The sequence below is a fragment of the Paraburkholderia sp. BR13439 genome, assembly GCF_040948805.1.
Taxonomy (GTDB): Bacteria; Pseudomonadota; Gammaproteobacteria; order Burkholderiales; family Burkholderiaceae; genus Paraburkholderia; species Paraburkholderia youngii.
The window spans coordinates 38,008-59,365 of record NZ_JBFPKN010000023.1 but is presented as its reverse complement, the minus strand read 5'-3'; the positions used below and the strand labels follow the sequence as shown (position 1 = coordinate 59,365).

Here is a 21,358-nt window from a genome sequence, read left to right as displayed (position 1 = left end):
TAGTTCGAGACGAAGCAGCGAGCCAGCGCTGCACTTGGGCACTTCGATCATGACTAGTTTTGGCGGCGAGACCAGCCAAGCCGTTCGATCCTGCGTTGACTTTCAGGATTCGTTGTCAAATCCGTTTTTCTTGAACACGACGGGCGGCGTCGCCGCTTCGTTGACATGCAGACGAAAGATGTCCGGACGCGAGTAGTGACCTGCGACGTCAAAGTCATATTTCGCGCGGGCGAGGTCATTGAGGTCGAGGTCGGCCACGAGTAGCGCATCCCGCTCAAAGACAGGATCCGCAATGAACTGGCCCAGTGGGTCGACGATGCAGCTTCCGCCGCTCATCAGCACTGTCGACGGATCGCTGCCCTGGATAGCAGCATAGTCGGCTGGGCAATCTGATCGGCGCAGGTGTTGGCAGGCCGATAAAACAAAGCAACGTCCCTCCAAGGCAACATGCTGCATGGAGGAAGCCCATGTCGGCCGACTGTCGGCGGTGGGAGCGCAGTAAATCTGGACACCCTTGGCATACATCGCCATACGCATTAATGGCATGTAGTTTTCCCAGCAAATGACTGCGCCGAGCCTGCCGAACGGTGTGTCAAAAACCGGGAGCGTCGAGCCATCGCCATAGCCCCAGATGAGTCTCTCGCCACCTGTTGGCATCAGCTTGCGGTGCTTGCCGAGCATCGTACCGTCCGGACCATAAAACAACGCGGTGCAATACAACGTGCCATGGTCCCGCTCGATTACGCCGATCACGAGGTATTGGTTGTGGTCGGCGGCAATCTCGCCCAATCGTCGAGTGCCGGGGCTTCGCACTTCGACGGCGCTGTCGTAGTAACGCCGAAAGTCGTCGCGTCCGGCAGCTGTTCTTCCACCAATTGTCGACCCGAAATCGAGTCCCTTTGGATAGGCAGAGACAAACGCTTCAGGGAATACGATAAGTTGAGTGTCCTGTCGCGCGGCGTCAGCGACGAACGTTGCGACCTTGTCAATGGTTCTGTCCGCATCGAAGACGACGGATCCCGATTGCACGACAGCAGCACGTACTTTCCGTTGCATCAGAATTCTCCCTCGATGTTAGACATCAAGATTTCGTGCCACCAGCACCAGAACAAAAATTGTGTCAGCGCGGTCGCTGCCGTCACTTTCCGCGTTCCAAGAGCAACGTTCTTGAAAGTGAGCCAGTAACATTGCCGGTCGCAATAAAGCTTATCGCTTTGAACCCGAGCCATCGTATAAGTACGGCGACGGTGACAAGCATTAGTCTCGCTTTTTTCACCTTCTTTGATAAAGCATTCCCGCAAGGAAAGGTATGCCCTCATAGTCGCAATAAATGCTGCCGGTATTTAGGTTCGACCAATCGCTACATGCTCGGACGCGATGATTTGTTATGCGGCATTTTCTGCAGTGACATTTTCGCTCCCGGCTTCAACGATGAGGAGATAAGCGTCCGTTCCACTCCGCCCCAACGCTGCCGACTATGATAGTAGCTCCGGATGAAATTCGCAGTCTGCTTATTACGCCTAGGAGCATGTGGCGGCAATCCGCTAGCACCGGGCGGAAATTGGCATTTCCCTCCCGCCAAAGGTCAAACGTAACTGGACGAGATGGAATGGAACAGCCCCCTCCAAGGACGCTGGGCCCTGCTCAAACGTCGAGGCCCTCCAGAACCGATCGGCATCAATGCCAGTGGTGGCGTTTCGACACACCCACACGCGAAGCGAAGGGAAAGCGAGGTCCATTCCACCTTGGCCGCTTGTATTTGCGCGGCGCAGGCCGCCGAGTACTACAGCCTGCCGGCGAATCGCGTCGTTGAAATGGGCGGTCAGATCAATCTATGAGGTTTTGCGTGAAGTGAACATGGCGCGAAATACGCGAGGCGCTGTTACGGCCCACGGATAGAGCGGGCACGCGATTGATCAAAGGGGATCTTCCGCGGCTGGCTCGCTCTGGATCGAGTACCGGCGTGGATCGACATGGGTCATGACATTGAGCACCCGGTGTCTATCCAGGACGCGCGCCCGGGCGTCGACGGCGATGTCATGCCCGGCTACCACTGAAATCGAGGCATCGACCTCGATATGTGCGTCGACCAGGATCATGTCTCCCATCTTGCGCGTGCGGACATCATGCACACCGATGACCCCGGGCGTGTCCAGGAGCGTATGACGAATTGCGTCCACTTCATCCTCGTCTGCGGAACGGTCCATCAGATCGTGCAGCGCATCCCAACCAAATTCCCACCCCATCCTGGCGACCATAAAGCCCACGATCAGTGCTGCGATAGGGTCGAGAATCGGGTATCCCCGCAGATTGCCTACGATGCCGATGCCAACCACAAGCGACGAGGCCGCATCGGAGCGGGCGTGCCAGGCATTTGCAACGAGCATGCTCGAGCGCACACGTTTGGCGACCGATAGCAGGTAGCGAAACAGTATCTCCTTCGCGATCAATGCCCCAACCGCGACCCAGAGTGCAGTGATGTGGACGCGTTGTACTGCCTGAGGATGCTCAAGTTTCCGAAAAGCCGACCAGATCATGCCAACGCCGACAGCAGCAAGCAGAACACCGACCGCCAGGGACGCGGCAGTCTCGAACCGCTGGTGACCATACGGGTGCTCCTTGTCCGCGCCCATCTTGCTGTGATGGCTCGCAAACAGCACGACGAAGTCGGAGATAAGGTCGGAAAGCGAATGAACGCCATCCGCAATCAGACCCTGAGAATGCGAAAGGACGCCGGCGGCAACCTGTGTGACGGTGAGCATCAGGTTTACTCCGACACTGACCCATGTGCTTCGCGACGCGGCGGCTGCTCTTTCAGAGAGGGTGTACTGGATATCCTCAGAATCTTCGAAAAACTCGCTTGATTTCATGGAACGCTCCAGTGAACCGTAAAACTGTCTATGCGGCAGCGCGTCCATACCATCTGACATGGCGGTTCCGCTGCCGACCAGGGGGCAATGGAGAAGTGTCACTTTCGTGACGTTGCCATGTGGTCCTTCTGCAAGGGAAAACCCGGCATGCTGCGGTTCGACTGAAGCGAGAGGGGATGAGCGACGCCGAACGAGGGCGTGCTCACTGGGCTGCTCGCCGGCTCGCTGATCGGCTGTGGTATTCCTCCGGCCGCAGAACATGCCGCCGAGCCCGTCCGATACGTCCGACCGGGTTTGACTCTGACACTCTTCTTCCGCCAATGGCGCAGCCGTGTCCGCAGGGAGGCCTCGTACGAGAGACCATATATCAGGAGCCCGCTGCATCGCTGGCGGCCCCTGTTGCTTCAAAATCCGAAACGATCAGAACGTCACGACCGTCCGCAGTCCGGCCACGGCCTCATTGCCGATGCGTGCACCCTTGTTGTTCGGATCAGGGATGCCGCCACCCGGATGGACGATGTACTGGAATTCACCCTGCAGTAGCCACCACGGTGCAACCTGGTACTGGTACGTCGCCTCGATCACCGTTTCCGCCGAGCGCACGGGGTAGCCCGGCGTCTGGAAGGCTGCGATATCACGATCGAGCGCGCTCGCACTCGAGCTGACGTTCGCGTAGCTGAGCGCAAGCCCGACCGAGTCGTTGTCCCGGCCCTTGAACGGAGCTTTCAGCACGATTCCTGCGTTGACATTGAAGTCGAGCAGGTTACGGTCGCCCGGCGCGCCCATCACACGCGTGAACACGCCGACCGATTGCGGGCTGTCGGCACTTGGGCGCCACACCATCTGGTCTGCGACGGCGTAAATGCTAAAGTTGCCGCGATGCGTGGCCGGCACGCCGTTCGACGCGGGGCTCGCGAGTGAAATGCCGTTTGTGTCGAGGTGTTGATCCGCGAAGTGATTGTTGTTGTACCAGAAGCCGAGCTTGTAAGTGCCAGGTAACCCGCTCGGCACTGTCGCACCGGACCCGCTCGGCGGCGATTGATTGATCGTGTACTGGACTTCGCCGATCAACATTGCGCCGTTGTGCAGGTTGAACTGGGTACCGTTGGGGTTGAGCTGCTGCGGGTCGCCGTTGCCCGGCGCAGGGTTGCCATCGAAGACGCCACCCAGAATCGTCATCGAATCACTCGGTTTGAACCGCAGGCGTACTCCAAGCGACGACAGCGGATAGGCGGGACCGCCGGCAGGCAAGGCGGTGGCGGCCAGCACGGGCCAGCCGAATGTCGCGTTCGCAAATGTGCTGCCGTACTGGCTGATGATGAATTCCTGATCAAGGCTCTGCTGGCCGATCCTTACGTCGAACCTGTCGCCGAACGCCTGCTGGTACCAGAGCTCCCACAAACGCGTCGTCGCTTCGGCCTCAACACCGCTCACCGCTTGCAGCGAATTCAGGCGTGCAGCCGTGATGCCGTGTCCATGAATCTGCAAGGCATCGACGAAGAATGTGCCGCCCTTCAGCCCGAACGCCTTGTCCGTATCAACGTTGAGGCCGAATTGTGTGGCACCGTTGTATGAAGCGCCCCTGGAAAGACCGCCGGAGAAATTTCCGTAGAGCTCGCTTGTTTCCTGCGCGTTGAACGTGACACCGTGGTCGCCCAACAGCGTGCGCAGTCCGCCCATATCGCCTAGCAGGTTCGAGCGCTCCCAGAAGCCGGTCGGCGCGGCGGCTGAGTCGGCCGGCGTGCTGTTTGCGTCGGTGTTCGGGGCTGCAGCTGAGTCGTGGTCAGACGCTGTTGGGGCGACAGCTTCCGACTGCGCGTAAGCCGGAGCAATCGAGCCGGCAGCCAGTGCGACTAACAGAGTTGCCGCAACGCAGGCTGGCTTGAGGCGCGAAGACGGAGCGAGGAGGCACCGCGTGTCGATGCCGTTGTCGTTTTGTAAGAACGTGCCAAAGGAGATCATTTTGCTTTCTTCTGGGAAACGAACTGATGAGCGAGCGACGCCGAAGCAGGGAGATATCCGGCGTCCACCCGTAGTTGGGCCACAGTCCTGTCCAGTCGCCTTCGCGACGAGCGACCGTTCAGGCTGGCCATGATTTACCGCGGACGTTGCGTCCTGACGTCGTCCAGAGGGCCGCGACTGAGGCGTCGCGTGGCACTGCCTCGCCTGCGCGGGCGATGGTGTGCCGCCAGAGCTGACTATGCCCGCCAAATTCCCGGTGCGCAGCGGCGGCCGGTGACGCACGCAAAAAAGCGCGTGAGACCCTTAGAAAGCGTTCGATATACATGATTCAACTCCCGTCGAGCCCGGCCAGGCAACGTTCGATAAGTGACGCACCGTCAGCGAAGTTAAGCGCCGTGGGCGTTGTTATGCAGAAAAAGGGAGCGAGCTACAGGCAGACCGCACTGGCGGTCCTGAAGAAGCGCGCTGACCCGACAATCGGGGACAGCGGCGGGGAGGATGGTCCGGCGTCGCTAACGCGCGATTGCAATCGGGGTGCCGGCACAGGCCGGCGTACAAGATCGACTGTTAGGGCTTGCGTCCACGAAGGACTCTCCTGTTTCAAGACAGGGCGAATTCTATGCGCGCCATTCGCGAGCGCGCAAGCAGAAATTGCTATGCAGTGCTGAGTGGCCTGCATAAGCGACCTCAATCACATTGCCATGCCGCGTCCAGGGGGTATTCAAGCTCAATGCACGGGCGTTCCCGGCGGTGTTCGTATGCAAGGCCGCAGGCGCAGCACTCACCGCTGCGATGATGCACTGCGAAGATGTGAGCAAAAATGATTTGCATCCACGCCAGGTAACGGAATCGAAAGAAAAATCTTCGAAATAGTCGTTGACTCGGCTCGCGCGACATCACTAGAATTCGCGTGTTTCCACGAAAGGGGCATATGCCTTGGACAGTTGCAGTAGTCGACCTTCGAACAGTTTTTCTGCCTGACCGGCACGACGCCCGCCTGGATTCTTCCTTAGCCGCCGTCTTGCCAGCAGGCAGACGGTGCGCGCCGCAGTAGCTTTCGCAGTTTCTCCCCGCGCATCTCTTCGATTGGCCGCCGTCGCTTGACGCGTGCGTTGTAACGCACATTCGTCCTTGCGACCCGGCGCGTCGAGCCTTTGGCTCGCGGCGCCGCTTGTTCACGCCGTTTTCGCGCACCCAATGTCGCGCGGAGCCGGCGTGCGGTTACCCACGTCCGTTCAACGCGAAGCGGATACAAACGACAGAGGAGTTCACGATGCCCGACCCTGAGCCTTGTTCCTGTACGACTCACCATGCGTTCCCGCAGAACGCTGCTCGCTCCGCCTGACATCCTCGCCGCATACGTTCCTCCCGCACACCCGAGCACCTCGGTCTGCGTGAACTGAAACGAAGGCCGGCCTGGTCGAAGGCGCCACGTTTCAAGCTATTGGAGGAATCACCATGCACTTCGCTCTCCTCGTTTCGCAGCTCCCGCACGTCGAAGACGCCCGCTCGCACTACAACGGCATGCTGGCGCTCGACGCCCGTTCGCATGCAACGGCCCGCATGATCACCGCCATCTGGGCGGCGCTCAGGAAACTCGCTCACTAACGTTGCCTCGCGTGGCCGCCTGCCTGCCCATCGTTCGGACATCGGCTCGAACTCCGGCATGTGGCATGGCGGCGCCACGTTTTTCAGCGCCGATTTCAAGCGTTACCGATAAGGAATAAGTCCAAATGTCCACCACACCAGCAAACATCGCGCAGCGCCGCGCCGCTGTGCTCGACGACGCTCATGTCGGCGATATCAAAGGCGCCTTCGGCACGATCGTCCACCACGACACGGCCCCGCGCAGCAACTGGATGGCGCGCCTGCGCACGCTGCTTGCCATCCTCGGCCCCGGTCTCATCGTCATGGTCGGCGATAACGATGCGGGCGCATTCGGCACCTATACGCAGGCGGGGCAGAACTACGGCACGTCGCTGCTCTGGACGCTCGCTCTCCTGATCCCGGTTCTCTACGTCAACCAGGAAATGGTGCTGCGCCTCGGTGCCGTGACCGGCGTCGGTCACGCCCGCCTCATCTTCGAACGCTTCGGCAAGTTCTGGGGTGCCTTCAGCGTCATCGACCTCTTCCTGCTCAACGCACTGACGATCGTCACCGAGTTCATCGGCATTACGTTCGCACTCGACTTTCTCGGTGTGTCGAAGGTTCTGGGCGTTTGCATCGCCGCGGTCCTGACGATGGCTGCAGTCAGTACTGGCGACTTCCGGCGCTTCGAACGCTTCGCGATCGTCTTGTGCCTGTTGAGCCTCCTGCTGATCCCGGTGCTCGTCTCGATACACCCGCCTGTCGGCGTCATCGCGCGCGACTTCCTCGTGCCGACCTGGCCGAAGAATTCGAAGCTCTCCGATGTGATGCTGCTCGTCATCGGCATCGTCGGCACGACCGTCGCACCGTGGCAGCTGTTCTTCCAGCAGAGCTATGTGATCGACAAGCGGATCACGCCGCGCTTCATGAAATACGAAAAGGCCGACCTCTGGATCGGCATCGCGTTCGTGATCATCGGCGCCGTGGCAATGATGGCCTTCACGGCTGCGCTCTTTGAAGGCCGGCCCGAGTTCGGCAACTTCACTGATGCGGGTGGCGTGATTGCGGGTCTCCACAAGTACGTGGGCCAGACATCGGCGACGATTTTCGCCGTCGCGCTCCTCGACGCGTCGATCATTGGCGCTGCCGCTGTTTCGCTCTCGACCGCCTACGCGATCGGCGATGTGTTCAAGGTCAAACACTCACTGCATCGTAGCGTGCTCGACGCGAAGGGCTTCTATCTCGTCTACTTCGGCATCATTGCGCTCGCTGCCGCCCTCGTGCTGATGCCGGGCAGCCCGCTTGGCCTCTTGACCGAGGCTGTGCAGACGCTCGCGGGCGTACTGCTGCCGAGCGCAACCGTGTTCCTGCTGCTGTTGTGCAATGACAAGGCGGTGCTTGGCCCGTGGGTGAACTCGAAGAAGTTGAACGTGTTCACGGGCGCCGTCATCGCCGTGCTCGTCGTCCTGTCGATCATCCTGACGGCCGCCACCGTGTATCCGGACATCAGCGGTGCTGCTATCGTCAAGATTCTCGCGGGCGGATGCGGGCTTGCCACTGCCGTTTATGCCGCGGTGGAACTCTCGCGGAAGGCCCGTAGCACAGCTGCCGCCGACGACGCGCCGGCAATCAACAAGCCGGCTCAGAAGGCGTTACGCAACACGTGGCGCATGCCGCCGCTCGAAGACCTGCCGGCGCCGCAGCACCTGACGCTGTCGGCACGTGTTTGGATGGGCGTGCTTCGCACCTATCTCGTCGTCGCGGTGGGTCTCGTGATCGTGAAGGTCGTGCAGATGGCCATTCATTAAAGCTGAAAGGGGCAGGCGCACGTCTGCCCCTTCGTACAAACGCACGGTGGGCGATTTTTGCGAAAGCGCATGCAGCTCGTAAACAGCGGGCCCTGCATGGCGTGACAGGCCACTCAGGCGGGTGAGGCGGGTGCCGGCCCTCGTCCGGGCGTTAATGTCAAAGAGTCGGATGGGGGGCGTATCGCTGCCGGGACTGTCCGGTTTTGCGGTGGAGGCGCTTTGACGCCGGTCCCGTCACGGAAGGACGGTTCAGCTACGGTCACGTATGGGCCGTTGGCGCTTCAGCGCTGACCTGTACCGCCAGGCGCCGCGAAAACGCTCCGTGCTACTGCATCAGGAGTCCACGAGATGACTGCTGAATTCATCTGGCGCCTGCTTGCCGCCTTTGGATGTGGCGTAGCCATCGGTCTGGAGCGGCAAATACGCCAGCGCACGGCGGGACTGCGGACCATCACGCTGGTGACGTGTGGCGCGTGTCTCTTCGTTACGCTGGGGATGCTGACCGGAAACGGTGAATCCGGTGTAACGCGGATTGCCGCTTATGTCGTGTCCGGTGTCGGGTTTCTCGGCGGCGGTGTCATCATGCGCGACAAGGGTGAAATCCAGGGCGTCAATACTGCGGCGACCCTGTGGTGCGCGGCCGCCGTAGGTGTGCTCTGCGGCACTGGACACTTCGGTCCCGCCATTGCGGGGACAGCGCTCGTGCTGTTGACCAACACCTTGCTGCGCGAGGTCAGCCATGCCATCAACGCTACACCGGTGTCGGCTGCCGACCTTGTCCGCGAATACGTTCTGAGCGTCGTGTGCCGGGAACAGGACGAAATTCATATCCGCACGGTGCTCTCGAATTCGATGCACTCACAGCCGTTGTCGTTCCAGAGCCTCGTTAGCCAGGACGTCGACGGTGACGGGTCGCGTGTCGCGGTCACGGCGACCGTGCGCGTGCATCCGAAGTACCAGTCGAAGCTGGAACTGATGGCGAGTCGAATCAGCATGGAGAAGGGCGTGTCCAGTATCAGCTGGTCGGCAAGGGACGCCGAAGCCGTGCCGGAATGAGCATCGAATCCGGAGAGATTGCCGAGACGTCACCCGCTGAAGATGATTGCTTCGCCAGCCCGATTCAATGAAGGGGAACACATGCTAAGTCCGCACGAATATGCAACGCTGGTGCTGGTACGAGACGCGCCGGCACAGATCGACAGGGAGAGATGCGAGTTCAAAACGCTGCTCGAACAACGGCTGATCGACCTTGAGTGGGATGGGGAGAATGGAGGTCTGCCCGTGCTGACCGAGCAAGGGAAAACGCTGCTTGAAACATTTGATGGACTCTTTGGAAATCCAGCTTGAACCGGCGCCGCGATGCCTAATCGGTCATCGAAAGATCCAGAAACAGAGCGCCTGACAACGACCGTCGTTTACGCAAAATATACGGTTCTGCTTACGAATTTACATTGACCTGTCCTTTATTCGTCTCCTAAACTTAAGAGTCTTCACAAAGGGGGGCCGTGCCTTGGACTCTTGCAGTAGTCGACCTTCGAACCAGTTCGCTGCCTGACCGGCAAGACGTTCGAGCCCACCTTTCCGAGCCGCCGTCCTGCCAGCAGGCAGACGGTGCGCGTCGTAGCCATATTCCCGTGCACCCGTTGATTAACAATATGCGGAGCCGCCTTCGGGCGCACCGCATGGCATCGCGCCGCCAGACTGAACTCGCAGCGCGCTCGTCCGCGTCCGGTCAATCCATTCGGAAACCGGCGCGCGGTGAAACACGCGTGCAGCAATCGCCGCATGCGAACCTGAAGCAGAACGGAGTCGAAATGCTGGACAGTGACAGTTATCCCTTATGGCAATCACCTCGATCATTAACCGAGGAAGGCAGGTAGGCCACGACCGGGTCTATTTGACGCGTCGTCCCGTGCCCGTGTCTGCTGGCTTTCCACAACCACGCGTCGAGCCAGACGCACGGAGCAATATCATGAACTTCGGCCTCCTCATTTCGAACCTGCCACACGTCGATGAAGCGCGCCTCCACTACGACGCGATGCTGTCGCTGCGGCCCCATGAATCGCATCGGTTCGCCACCTTCTGGCACCGTCTGAAATCGCTTTTCTCCTGAGCGCCTCGCTGTGCTCCGCCAAAGGCGAGGGGCGGTCGTTCCACCACTGACGGCCTCTCGCCTTCCGGAGCCAAGCATTTTCGTTTCGACAACCCGTCACGAGGGGAGGAAACAAAATGTCCATTCCAGCAGAAACCTCAGCGGCACGCAGCGCCGTGCTCGAACGCAGCGCGGTCCTCGATGAAGCCCATCTGGGCGATATCACGGGTGCGCTGGGCACCATCGCTCATCACGACATCGCACCGCGCACGCATTGGTGGGCGCGTCTGCGTACGCTGCTTGCGATCCTCGGCCCCGGTCTGATCGTGATGGTTGGCGACAACGATGCGGGTGCATTTGCCACCTATACGCAGGCCGGGCAAAACTACGGCACCACGCTGTTATGGACGCTTCTGCTGCTGGTTCCAGTGCTTTACGTAAACCAGGAAATGGTGCTGCGTCTGGGCGCCGTGAGCGGTGTCGGACATGCGCGTCTGATCTTCGAGCGCTTTGGGAGGTTCTGGGGCGCGTTCAGCATCGTCGACCTGTTTCTGCTGAACGCGCTGACGATCGTCACCGAGTTTATCGGCATCACATTCGTACTCGACTTCTTTGGCTTCTCCAGGCTGGCGGGCGTGTGCATCGCGGCAGCGCTGACGATGGCCGCGGTCAGCACCGGCAACTTCCGGCGCTTCGAACGCTTCGCCATGCTGCTGTGTGTGCTGAGTCTGCTGCTGGTACCCGTCCTGGTGTCGATTCACCCGCCGGTTGCCCAGATGGCGCGCGACCTTTTCATTCCGAACTGGCCCGCGCACTCGAAGCTCTCCGACGTGATGCTGCTGGTCATCGGCATCGTGGGTACGACGGTGGCACCGTGGCAGCTGTTTTTCCAGCAGAGCTATGTGGTCGACAAGCGCATCACGCCGCGTTTCATCCGCTACGAAAAAGCGGACCTGTGGATCGGGATCGTATTCGTAATGATTGGCGCGGTAGCAATGATGGCGTTCTGTGCCGAGCTGTTTGCCGGCCGACCCGAATTCGGCAATTTTACGGATGCGGGTGGCGTCATCGCCGGTCTGGGGAAATACGCCGGGCGCACGATGGCGACCTGCTTCGCCATCGCGCTATTTGACGCCGCGATCATCGGCGCCGCGGCGGTGTCCCTGTCGACCGCCTATGCAATCGGCGACGTGTTCAAGATTCGCCATTCACTGCATCGTAGTGTCGCGTCCGCCAAGGGTTTCTATCTGGTGTACTTCGGCATCGTCGCTGGTTCGGCGGCGCTGGTGCTGATACCAGGCAGCCCCCTCGGTCTGCTGACGCTGGCTGTGCAGACCCTGGCGGGCGTACTGCTGCCGAGCGCCACAGTGTTTCTGCTGCTGTTGTGCAATGACAGGGCCGTGCTAGGTCCGTGGGCCAACTCGACGAAAGTGAACCTGTTCACGGGCACCGTGATCTGGGTGCTGGTCATGCTCTCCATCATCCTGACTGCTTCCGTGATGTACCCCGACATCAGCGGGGAAACAATGCTCGAGGTGCTGGCCGGCGGCACGCTGCTGGCCATCGTTGGCTATGCGATCACGGTTGGCATTCGCAGGCTGCGCCGTGAACCGGCGGACGGCGCCCCCGGAATGACCGGACAAGCGTCTGCGGAAGGCGCCCGTCAGACATGGCGGATGCCACCGCTCGACGAATTGCCGCCCGCCAAACTCACGCTCGTCAAGCGGGTCTGGATGGGCGTGCTGCGCGGCTATCTGCTGATCGCGGTGGCGCTGGTGATCGTGAAGGTCGTGCAGATGACGTTGCTTAAATAGCACCCGACGCGCCTGCCATCAGGCAGACGGGCTGAGGTTGCGAAGGATGGTGGCGATGAGCCGCATACGAACGCTTTCGGCACGCTCATGCCGGATCACGGCGCGGGCCAACGCGGGTCGCACCGCGCGCGTTCGCCGGACATGGCGGGACAGGCCGCTTAGCCGCACGGAGTGGGCGCTGCTCGCCGCCTGGGCATGGATCCTCATGAGCGTACTCTGGGTCGTGCCGATCGCGAGACTGATCAGGTCACTCAGGCAGACATATTGAAGGTTGTACCGCGGCCCGATGGCAGTTCAGTATTGGTGCGGTGCCACTGACTGACGAACGCCGTGACGGCCCGACCGCCAGCGCGAGGAGTCGACTATGAAGAAGCACTTTCTTGCAGTATTCCCGATCGCAATTCTGGTATTTGTCGTCCGCACCCTCGTGACTTTTAACGAGAGCTGTGAGGTGCATGCGTCGAACGCCACGCGTGTCGTCGCTGATGAATTGCCGGGCAACGGATCGCTGAACGGAGCGGCGTCTCATTGCCTGCTCCATGGGAAATACTGTCTCAGCGACACTCTGCGCAGCCGATAGGAATGCGACGGTCGGACGTCAGGGAGCGCGGGACAGTGAGAGCGACCGAACGGGCGGCTTCGTGCGACCCGGGGAGCACTGATGATCCCGTACGAGCCGCTTCTCGCATCGCCGATGATCGGCTTGGCCCGATATCTCACAGCACCAATCGCCTGCGGAGCGGCTGCACCTGGTAAAACGGCCAATCACCAGGGATCGGTGCCCGACAAAGGAGTCTGGTCGACTAATCTGTCAAACAACGAACAACCTGATTGTTCACCCAATCCCTGGATGTTTCTGCATGCCTCAGGGATCTGGGATAACCTGAAGGTACGCGTCACCTGAGATTCCAGATTCCCCAGATCGCAATGGCTGTGCCGATTGCTATAACGCCGCCGAAAAGTACGTAAGTTTCCACAGATACCCCCAGGATTGTTAAACGCAGCCACGCTATCAAGCGCGTGGGCTAGCGATCCTACGCGATGGTTCTTTCAGTTCCGCTACAGTGCATGGTGCATCTCTGCAGTACACCACCCGACCCGTGTGTTCGGTGTCGGTGACAGGCGCGGTGGTCCTCGCCTGGTTGCGAGAAACAGGTGGCATGCGGGTAGGCGTTGTCCAACGCTTCCCCGCATGCCTGCCGTGGGGCTGGTCGCATTACTCCACAATGTGACGGACGAGCTACGCGCAGAATTCGGCCAATATAACTGGTCGCCGTCGCTTCACTGACGTTCACAACGGGTATGGGGCAACGAGGACATTCGCAAATGCGAATGCGCCATTTCGACCCACAAGGGACAGCCGAGCTGCTCCGAAGCGGTCATTCCGATGCAGGGTACGCCAGTTCTATCGTCTAGATTAGCTCGGCAACGCGTACGATGATGAGCGCGGCCGGTACGAGGATTACTTGTGCACACACGGTCCCAAGAACACGTGCACCGGCAAGGGTAGTGATAGCTCGCCTAAAGCTATTCTCGGAGATGCGGCCTTCTATCACGTCGTCCGTCATGACAGAAACCTGCGGGTCGATTACCACCGCCAGAACCACAGTCGCAAATCCATTAATGACCGACGACAGATTGGCGCACGTCACGCGCAAATCTGGTTTCAGGTATCCCGCGTAGAGTGACGCGAAAACGCCGACCGTCCAGATGGCCATCGCGAAGACGTTGAGAGCTATCACCCTTCCAGAGACACCCGCACCGCTCGTCAGCTGAGAGATGTTTTGGCGTGACGGGATGCGTGCACCGTCACGCATATAGTTGATGCCGCCGCGACTGAAAATGTGGAGCAAAAGGCGCGGCAATGAACGATTGGCTTGGAAGTGCTCGACTGCGCGACTGAAATAGCGCTGGAACGTTGGGATCAGCAACGCGCCGACTATGCTTGCCGCAGTGGCTGTAACCAGAAAGAGCCGAAAATCACTGAGCAGCCCACCCTCCAGATGCTGAGCGATATCAAGCTCTACGCGCTTGGCTATGAACGGCCCTTGAAACGAGTTCGCCGTTCTGGAGACAAGGGCGATGATCCCGAACAGAGAGAACGACACGGCGATACGCCGCGTGCGAACACCTGCGATCCGTACCGCGTAGGCCAGCGTCGCGATGACGTGGATTACGAATGTAAGTCCGCAAATGATGAAAAGCTGGGAGTCCATGCTATCGCGACGAGGTTGCGCAAGAATTGCAGTCTACCGGAGCCCGTCCCCGTTTCGATTGTCACCACACTGACGGCCGATGCCCTCCGATTCCTTGCCGGGTTAAGGCAGTGCCCTCCGCAATTTGCTCGCCGGAGACCGGCCATTGAGCGAGGGCGAACGAGACCTCGGCAGCCAAACTGCACGACGACATCGACCGGCGGCTCATGGGCCGGCCGCTGCCCCACGCGGTCGGCTCTAGTTCGACCCGGAAGGGATCTTCCCATTTCTCCAAAGCAGATTCACTTCACGCTAAGATGTCAAGCACGTGTTCCTGGAGAACCGAATGAACAAGGCACTTATGCTTCTATTGGTCTTGAGCGTCCTGCTGGTGATGCATGGGCTTTATCAATTCCACTGGCAAGGCGTGAATTTCTGCAACGGCAAAGGCGGCAGATTCGTTTGCATCCGTTAGCCAATAATGTGGGATCTATTCCGTCTAACTGATATCGTGCTTTGAGCTTTCGCGTGTGCTTTCAATCAGCCTTCGCGTCCCAGAAGTAGACTTTTGTAATGAGATCGTGCGATAAGTACGGTCGTTTGTCCAAACACGAATCCGCCAACGCCTGCCCCGATCATTCCCCCCACGACCTTTTGAGCGGCAAATGCACCGAGTGCCAAACCCAATCCGGTGCATATGATGCATGCGAGCAAGCCGGCCCATGTCTGCCAATGGCGCCATGTGCAGCGATAGGCCCGTCGCCAATTTTTGCGTCGATCGCTCGCCGGTAAATTCGCGAGTTCTGGAATGCTTCTGAGCGTCCAAAAAATGGTCATCGCCAATTCCTTCCCGGTTGATTTACGGCATGAAATTGAAAATCATCTAGCGGACCTCCTCCCGCCGCCCTGCCGGCGACGAGGTTAAAGTGAGTTTGCCGAAACAGCTTTAACCGGAAGGAGGTCATCATGAACTATAGCGGCATTGACCTGCATTCGAACAATACCGTGGTGAGCGTGATCGACGAAACGGACCGCGTGGTCGCCGAAAAACGCCTGCCGAACGACCTGGCGAGGATCCTGGCGTTCCTTGCTCCGTGGCGAACCGGGCTGGCCGGCGTCGTGGTCGAATCCACGTTCAACTGGTACTGGCTTGTAGACGGCCTGCAGACGGCCGGCTACGTGGTCCATCTGGCCAACACCACCGCGATCAAGAAATACGACGGGCTCAAGCACAGCGGTGACGAGACCGACGCGCGCTATCTGGCCCACCTGCTGCGCCTGGGCATCCTGCCTACCGGCACCATTCTGCCGGCGAAGCACCGTGAGGTGCGCGACCTGGCCCGCAAACGCATGCAACTGGTGCGCAGCCGCACCAGCCACATTCTCGCCGTTGAGAACATTACGGCGCGTCAGTCCGGTATGCGAATCACGAGCAATCAGGTCAAGCAACTGGACCAGACCACTGTCGACCAGCTGCATCTCCCAGACGACGTGGCGCTCGCGGTCCGAGCGAACGTCGCGGTCATCGCGACGCTCTCCGCACAGATCGCCATCATGGAAAAGCGTCTTCACGAAAAGGTCGCGCCACGTCCGGACTACGCCCTCCTGACCACGGTGCCTGGCATTGGCCAGACGCTTGCCACCGTGATCGTGCTGGAAACCGGGACCATCGAACGCTTCGCCAGCGCTGGCAACTTCGCCTCCTATGCGCGGTGCGTGGACAGCCAGCGCATGAGCAACGGCAAGAAAAAAAGCGAGGGCAATACCAGGAATGGAAATCCATACCTGTGCTGGGCATTCATCGAGGCGGCCAACTTCGCGATGCACTTTAGCACCGAAGCCAGGCAGTTCTACGAGTGCAAGAAAGCCAAAACGAATTCAGTGATCGCCCGCAAGGCACTGGCCCACAAGCTCGCCCGGTGCGTGCTTCCACATGCTGAAGGAGCGAAAGCCATTTGATGTGACCCGCTGCTTCGCATAAGCGTTACGACGGCGACCGGCAAGCCCTGATCGTTGACTGACGAAAAGCCACCCAATTGAATGGGATGCCGTGCCGCCGTCCCCGATGTGCAGTAACGCGGATCGCCTGCAACGCGAGCCAGCCCTGGATTGGTGCCGGACGTCCGGCAATCACGACTATTGTGCGAACCCAATGGACGCGTTGCGGCACCAACGTTCTTCTGGGGTGGCAGAGCCACCAGGGCGACAGGCAACCGATGTACGCCGATCGCTTGAGCCTGATGGGTGTCTGGCGCGATCCGTCGCAGCCATGAATCGAAGAAACGGGTGCGCTCGGCTACTGCATTCGGTCAGTGCAATCGAAATCGGCTGCACACGCAGTCGAGGGTGTTGTTTGCTCACTTGACACCGGGTCCGCTAATGGGTGTCGACGATCTGGAGCCTGTTGTCGACCGACCGCTGGTGGCCGACTGCTGCCCCACCTAGTCGACCGCAGTCGACCCTTCTCGGTCAGACAACTTTCCCGAAAACGGTCAGTCGACAAGATCCAGATCCCCGCGAACCGCGGTGCGAGAAAGCGGCCGGTGGCGACCTGACCCAATCGGCCACCAAGGGTCACCCGACCGAACCGTACCGGCGACATTGACGCGTCCGTTCCTCATCCGTAACCGGCCGTTCGATCCGTGACGATGCAAGCCTATTCATCGGCCAATGCCGGGGACCGTGCCTTGCGGCCAATCCAACTTTGAACGACTGCGCGGTAGGCTGATGGCTAAGCGGCTGCAACTGGTCTGTGCGTTCGATCCGTTAGTGAAAATGTGCAGCCGCCCAGGGTTTCCGAGCTTGTGGGCACGTAACGCCTTGACTAGAAAAAAAGTGCTCACCACTCACTCCAGTCGGAATCGTCCACGGCGCCGGGAGCCCTCGCCCACGACAATGTCATTGCGATGGGCATCGCCGTCGGGCCGCCTGGCACCACCGCTTTCGACGATCTCGCGTGAAGTTTGCCATTCATCCTGCGGGGGAGGTCATCATGTATCACAAGCAGCTAATAACCGCATGCCTGCTCGCGGTCCTCGCATCCGCTCCCGCGCTCGCCCAGCACGAAGAACACCCCGCTGCGCCGCCGACTGGCGGCAAGTTCGGCACTGTGAAGTTCCCCACTTCGTGCAGCCTTGCGGCACAAAGCCAGTTTGAGAAGGCATTGGCGATGCTCCATTCCTTCTTTTACCCTTCGACACTCAAGGCGTTCGAGGCCGTGACCCAGATCGATCCGCAATGTGCGATTGCATACTGGGGCATTGCAATTGCCCAGCGTCCTAATCCGCTGGTCCCGCCGTTTGACGAGACGGCACTCAAGCGCGGATGGGAAGCTGCGGAGAAGGGATTGGCGCTGGATCCCAAGACCGAACGGGAGCGCGATTGGCTGCTGGCTGCCGAAGCATTCTACAAAGACTACGACAAAGTCCCACAAAGCCAGCGCACGTTGGCATACGAGCATGCGATGGCGCGCCTGACGCAGAAGTATCCCGACGATACGGAAGCCGCGATTTTCTATGCGCTTGCGCTCAACGAGGCCGCGGACCCCAGCGACAAGACGTACGCCAACCAACTCGAGGCTGCAACGATCCTGGAGAAAATCTACCGTGAGCAGCCCGACCACCCCGGTGTCGCGCACTACCTGATCCACAGCTACGACTACCCGCCGCTCGCGAAGCGCGGACTGCCGTTTGCCAACAAATACGCGCAGATCGCCCCGGCGGCGCCGCACGCCCTGCACATGCCCTCGCATATTTACTCGATGCTCGGCATGTGGGATGCATCCATCAAATCGAACGAAGCGGCGCTGAAGGTGATGCAGGAAGAAGCCGCCAGAAGCTGGCCCGGCGCCACCCATACAGGGGCGCCCCATTCCTTGGATTTCATGGAGTACGCCTATCTACAACTGGGCCAGGACGCGCACGCAAAACAAGTGCGCGATGACGCCAATGCTGCCACGAAATTTCCATTTGACCGACTGGCAGTCTACACGGCGCTGGCTGCCATCCCGGCGCGCTATGCGCTCGAGCGCGGCGACTGGCAGGAGGCTGCCACGCTCGAGCCGCGTGGCAGCCACTGGCCGCAAGCTGAGGCAATCACGTATTTTGCCCGTGCACTAGGCTGCGCTCGCAGCAGCAAGGCGGACATGGCGCAAACCAATATCGACGTGCTCATGCAGTTGCGCGCCAAGCTCGAAGAGGCCAAGCAGCCTTACTGGGCCGATCAGGTCCAGATTCAAATCCTCGCCGCCTCGGCGTGGCTGGATCATGTTCAGGGCAAGGACGATCAGGCGCTCAAGCAGATGCACGCCGCCGCCGATCTGGAAGACGGCAGCGAAAAGCAGGTCGCGATGGAGAACCGGCTTTACCCGATGCGGGAGTTGCTGGGCGAAATGTTGCTCGATCTGAAGCGACCTGCCGATGCGCTGAAGGAGTATGAGGCATCGATGCAAGCAACCCCGAACCGCCTGCGTGGCCTGTATGGTGCGGCGAAAGCAGCAGACCTGGCGCACGATAAGAAAGCGCAACTCTACTACGCGAAGCTTGTCACGCTCACGCAAAACGCGGACACGGTCCGGCCGGAGGTACGACTGGCCAAGCTGTATCTCGACCAGCATTGACCGATGCACCTTGAAAGCTGTCGTTAAGGCGGTGTTGCATCGAGCGTCAGAAACGGGACCCACTCCGATCTCGAGTCGTCTGCGCGATGGACAGTTCCACCAACATCGCGCCAGGCTAATGTTCCACTTGCCACCGCAGCACTGGATGCGTGGCGCCAGTTGCCATGACCCACGCGCCGTTCGGCCCGAAGTCCCAGCCGACGAAGCTCGCCGGGTTGCTCATCTGGGCCGTGGTGAGCCCGTTGGATGCAGGTAGATCGCCGCCGCTCGACAGTTGCCCCGTGGTCTGGACGTCCCAGTAAACGTCGGCGCCAAGGCCACCGGAGCAGCCCGCGCAGATGCCGCCCATCGCCAACCCGTTGCCGCTGGAAACGCTGCCTGACGCAAACGACTGTGTGACTTTACCGAGGTTCTCGAAGACCAGTCCGGCACCACCGCCGTGCGTCAAAAAGCCTGTGACGGAGCCCGTCGCGTACGACTGGTCGATCGTCCCATAGTTCGTGCTAACGAGTCCGGCCGCTACGCCGCCTGTCCGAACTGTGGCACTGCTTCCCGAGCGCTCGATCAGCCCGTAGTTCGCCCCAATGAGCCCTGACAGCGGTGCGTCGAAGCAACCACAGCTGTTCGCGCCAGAGGTGAATGTATTGACGACCGTGCCGTGGTTGTTGATCGCGAGAAGGCCGATTCCATAGTAGAACCCTGTGTCGTTGGCGAGCGGGTGGCCGTCGAGTTTCAGGTCGCGCACGACACCGCCTTGGCCGATATCGCCGAAGATGGCGTCGAGGCTCGGAGAGAGATTCGAAACGGTATGCCACATGCCGTCGAATTGACCGGTGAACGACGTGCTAATCGCATACGGGGTAGTGCCCAGCGTGATGAACGCAGCGTTGTTCGCTTCGATATCTCTTCCGAGTGCGTAGTTGCCGGTCATGTCGTTGTCGACGGCCTGAAAGTCCGCTACCGAATTGACGAGTTGGTAACCCGTTATCTGCGTGACCAGGCCGCTGTAAGCCGGAGCGGTCCACGATGCATTGCCGACTAATGTGCCGGGGCCGTAGGTGCCGTTCATGTCGTAGAACGCGCTGACGATGCCGGTACTCTTCGACCAGTCGATAGTGCCGCCGTTGTTCACGCTGCCGCCGTTGTCGATACCGGAGGCGTCGGCGCGCAAGATGAGAGTGCCCGCACCGTTGTTCGCGATCGTCGTGCCGCTCGCGACTGAGACATCGTGGTATGCGGCAAGCGTGAGCGAAGCGGGACCCCGCCAGCGCAGGCTCGACGCGACGCCCAGATCGCCGGTCGCGCCGTTACCAGCTGTCGTCCCGACATTCACCGAGGTGCCCGCGTTCAGGCTGCGTTGCAACGCATGCGCGGCGACATCATCGATCGTGAAAGCAGGCGTCGAGAGATTCCATTGGCCTGCATCGACCACCGTGTGCTTGCCGAACGTCAGTTGTACCGCCTGTGTATCGACGGTCCCGCCGCTGCCGTCCGAGTTGCTCGCGACGATCTTGCCGAGTTGCTCCACACCACCGCTGTCGGCGACGAGCCAGACGTGCCCGTCGCGGCTGGCCGTGCCGGTTGCGCGAATGCGCGTGCCGCCGCCTGCGAGCGCGTACACGTTGCCGTCGGCGGCCTGCAGGCTCACCTGTGCGGCTGTTATCCGCCCCTTGTTGACGACTGTGCCCTGACTGCCCGTTTGCACGAACACCTGCCGGCTGCTTGCCGAGTCCTGCAGCAGCACCTGCCCACCTGCGGCCAGTTCCGCCGTGCCGTTGGGCGCCGCCACGGTGCCGGAATTGATGACTGCGTCTCGCGCAATCAGGAACACATCGCCGCCGCTCGAACTGATCCTGCCAAGGTTGAGCACGCTTGCATCGGAGTCGCCTGAGAGTATGAGCGTGCTGCTGCCGCTCATGAACGCACTGTTGCAGACATCGAGGGTGGACGCGACGAAGCGGCCACCGGTGCTGACCACACCCGACGGACCCACGACGATGCCCTGCGGATTGATCACATAGAGGCTTCCCGTTGCGCTGAGCCTGCCAAGAATGGCCGAGGGCGAGCCACCCGTTACCCGGTTCATGGTCGCGCCGGTGCCGTTGTCGAACGTCACGCTATTGTGCCTGCCGATCGAGAAACTGCTCCAGTCGATCACGCCGCGCGTCGAACCCGGTTGCGTGATCAAAAGAGCGTTGCCCTGGTTAGCTATCGTGCCCGTACCGGCAGTATATGTGCCGCCTTGCGGAAGGCGGCCCGCCGCGAACGCAACGGGTGTCAGGGACAGTCCAGTCAGCGAAATGCCGACGGCAAGCCAGATGTGTCCGCGCGACTGCCGACGACGCAGTGCGCGTCGCGCGGGCCGAGGTAGTCCTGGATGTGACATCACAGCCCCCTTTCCGCATGCGTGCG

General features: G+C 60.4%; 15 protein-coding genes. 10 read left to right on the top strand and 5 right to left on the bottom strand.

Annotated features, from left to right (window positions below):
• Positions 1-102: 102 nt before the first annotated feature.
• The 3 genes from AB3X96_RS33710 to AB3X96_RS33700 all read right to left on the bottom strand — a co-directional run bounded on the left by AB3X96_RS33710 (position 103) and on the right by AB3X96_RS33700 (position 5,081).
• Complete coding sequence (locus AB3X96_RS33710; protein WP_368593072.1) at positions 103-1,056, bottom strand: carbon-nitrogen hydrolase family protein; 954 nt, start codon at positions 1,054-1,056, stop codon at positions 103-105.
• Positions 1,057-1,916: 860 nt separating this feature from the next.
• Positions 1,917-2,870 (bottom strand): cation diffusion facilitator family transporter, encoded by a 954-nt coding sequence (locus tag AB3X96_RS33705; RefSeq protein ID WP_368593071.1) that lies wholly within the window; start codon positions 2,868-2,870, stop codon positions 1,917-1,919.
• 420 nt (positions 2,871-3,290) lie between these two features.
• Complete coding sequence (locus AB3X96_RS33700) at positions 3,291-5,081, bottom strand: carbohydrate porin (protein ID WP_368593070.1); 1,791 nt, start codon at positions 5,079-5,081, stop codon at positions 3,291-3,293.
• 1,209 nt (positions 5,082-6,290) lie between these two features.
• Between AB3X96_RS33700 and AB3X96_RS33695 the strand changes: the two genes are divergently transcribed.
• The 7 genes from AB3X96_RS33695 to AB3X96_RS33665 all read left to right on the top strand — a co-directional run bounded on the left by AB3X96_RS33695 (position 6,291) and on the right by AB3X96_RS33665 (position 12,713).
• Entirely contained in the window at positions 6,291-6,440 is a 150-nt protein-coding gene (locus AB3X96_RS33695) for a hypothetical protein (protein WP_368593069.1), read from the top strand.
• 125 nt (positions 6,441-6,565) lie between these two features.
• Positions 6,566-8,227 (top strand): Nramp family divalent metal transporter, encoded by a 1,662-nt coding sequence (locus AB3X96_RS33690; RefSeq protein WP_368593068.1) that lies wholly within the window; start codon positions 6,566-6,568, stop codon positions 8,225-8,227.
• Positions 8,228-8,575: 348 nt separating this feature from the next.
• A complete protein-coding gene (locus AB3X96_RS33685; RefSeq protein WP_368593067.1) occupies positions 8,576-9,283 on the top strand; it encodes an MgtC/SapB family protein in 708 nt (235 codons plus the stop codon).
• Between the two features lie 81 nt (positions 9,284-9,364).
• Positions 9,365-9,574 carry a hypothetical protein gene (locus tag AB3X96_RS33680; protein ID WP_368593066.1) on the top strand — a complete coding sequence of 70 codons (210 nt, stop codon included), beginning with the start codon at positions 9,365-9,367 and terminating at the stop codon, positions 9,572-9,574.
• 625 nt (positions 9,575-10,199) lie between these two features.
• Complete coding sequence (locus AB3X96_RS33675; protein ID WP_368593065.1) at positions 10,200-10,340, top strand: hypothetical protein; 141 nt, start codon at positions 10,200-10,202, stop codon at positions 10,338-10,340.
• 116 nt (positions 10,341-10,456) lie between these two features.
• Positions 10,457-12,133, top strand: a complete 1,677-nt coding sequence (locus AB3X96_RS33670) for an NRAMP family divalent metal transporter (protein ID WP_368593064.1) — start codon at positions 10,457-10,459, stop codon at positions 12,131-12,133.
• A 364-nt stretch (positions 12,134-12,497) separates the two neighbouring features.
• Positions 12,498-12,713 carry a hypothetical protein gene (locus AB3X96_RS33665; protein ID WP_368593063.1) on the top strand — a complete coding sequence of 72 codons (216 nt, stop codon included), beginning with the start codon at positions 12,498-12,500 and terminating at the stop codon, positions 12,711-12,713.
• Between the two features lie 832 nt (positions 12,714-13,545).
• Here AB3X96_RS33665 and AB3X96_RS33660 read toward each other — a convergent pair.
• Positions 13,546-14,349 (bottom strand): lipid II flippase Amj family protein, encoded by an 804-nt coding sequence (locus AB3X96_RS33660; RefSeq protein ID WP_368593062.1) that lies wholly within the window; start codon positions 14,347-14,349, stop codon positions 13,546-13,548.
• Positions 14,350-14,674: 325 nt separating this feature from the next.
• On the opposite strand from AB3X96_RS33660, the gene AB3X96_RS33655 reads away from it, so the two are divergent.
• The 3 genes from AB3X96_RS33655 to AB3X96_RS33645 all read left to right on the top strand — a co-directional run bounded on the left by AB3X96_RS33655 (position 14,675) and on the right by AB3X96_RS33645 (position 18,946).
• On the top strand, positions 14,675-14,803 hold the full coding sequence (locus tag AB3X96_RS33655) for a hypothetical protein (protein WP_368593061.1): 129 nt from the start codon (positions 14,675-14,677) through the stop codon (positions 14,801-14,803).
• Between the two features lie 491 nt (positions 14,804-15,294).
• On the top strand, positions 15,295-16,287 hold the full coding sequence (locus AB3X96_RS33650; protein ID WP_368593060.1) for an IS110 family transposase: 993 nt from the start codon (positions 15,295-15,297) through the stop codon (positions 16,285-16,287).
• Positions 16,288-17,320: 1,033 nt separating this feature from the next.
• Positions 17,321-18,946 (top strand): hypothetical protein, encoded by a 1,626-nt coding sequence (locus AB3X96_RS33645; protein ID WP_368593059.1) that lies wholly within the window; start codon positions 17,321-17,323, stop codon positions 18,944-18,946.
• Between the two features lie 115 nt (positions 18,947-19,061).
• Here the strand turns inward: AB3X96_RS33645 and AB3X96_RS33640 are convergent, their stop codons facing one another.
• On the bottom strand, positions 19,062-21,332 hold the full coding sequence (locus AB3X96_RS33640) for a filamentous hemagglutinin N-terminal domain-containing protein (protein ID WP_368593058.1): 2,271 nt from the start codon (positions 21,330-21,332) through the stop codon (positions 19,062-19,064).
• Positions 21,333-21,358: the final 26 nt, after the last annotated feature.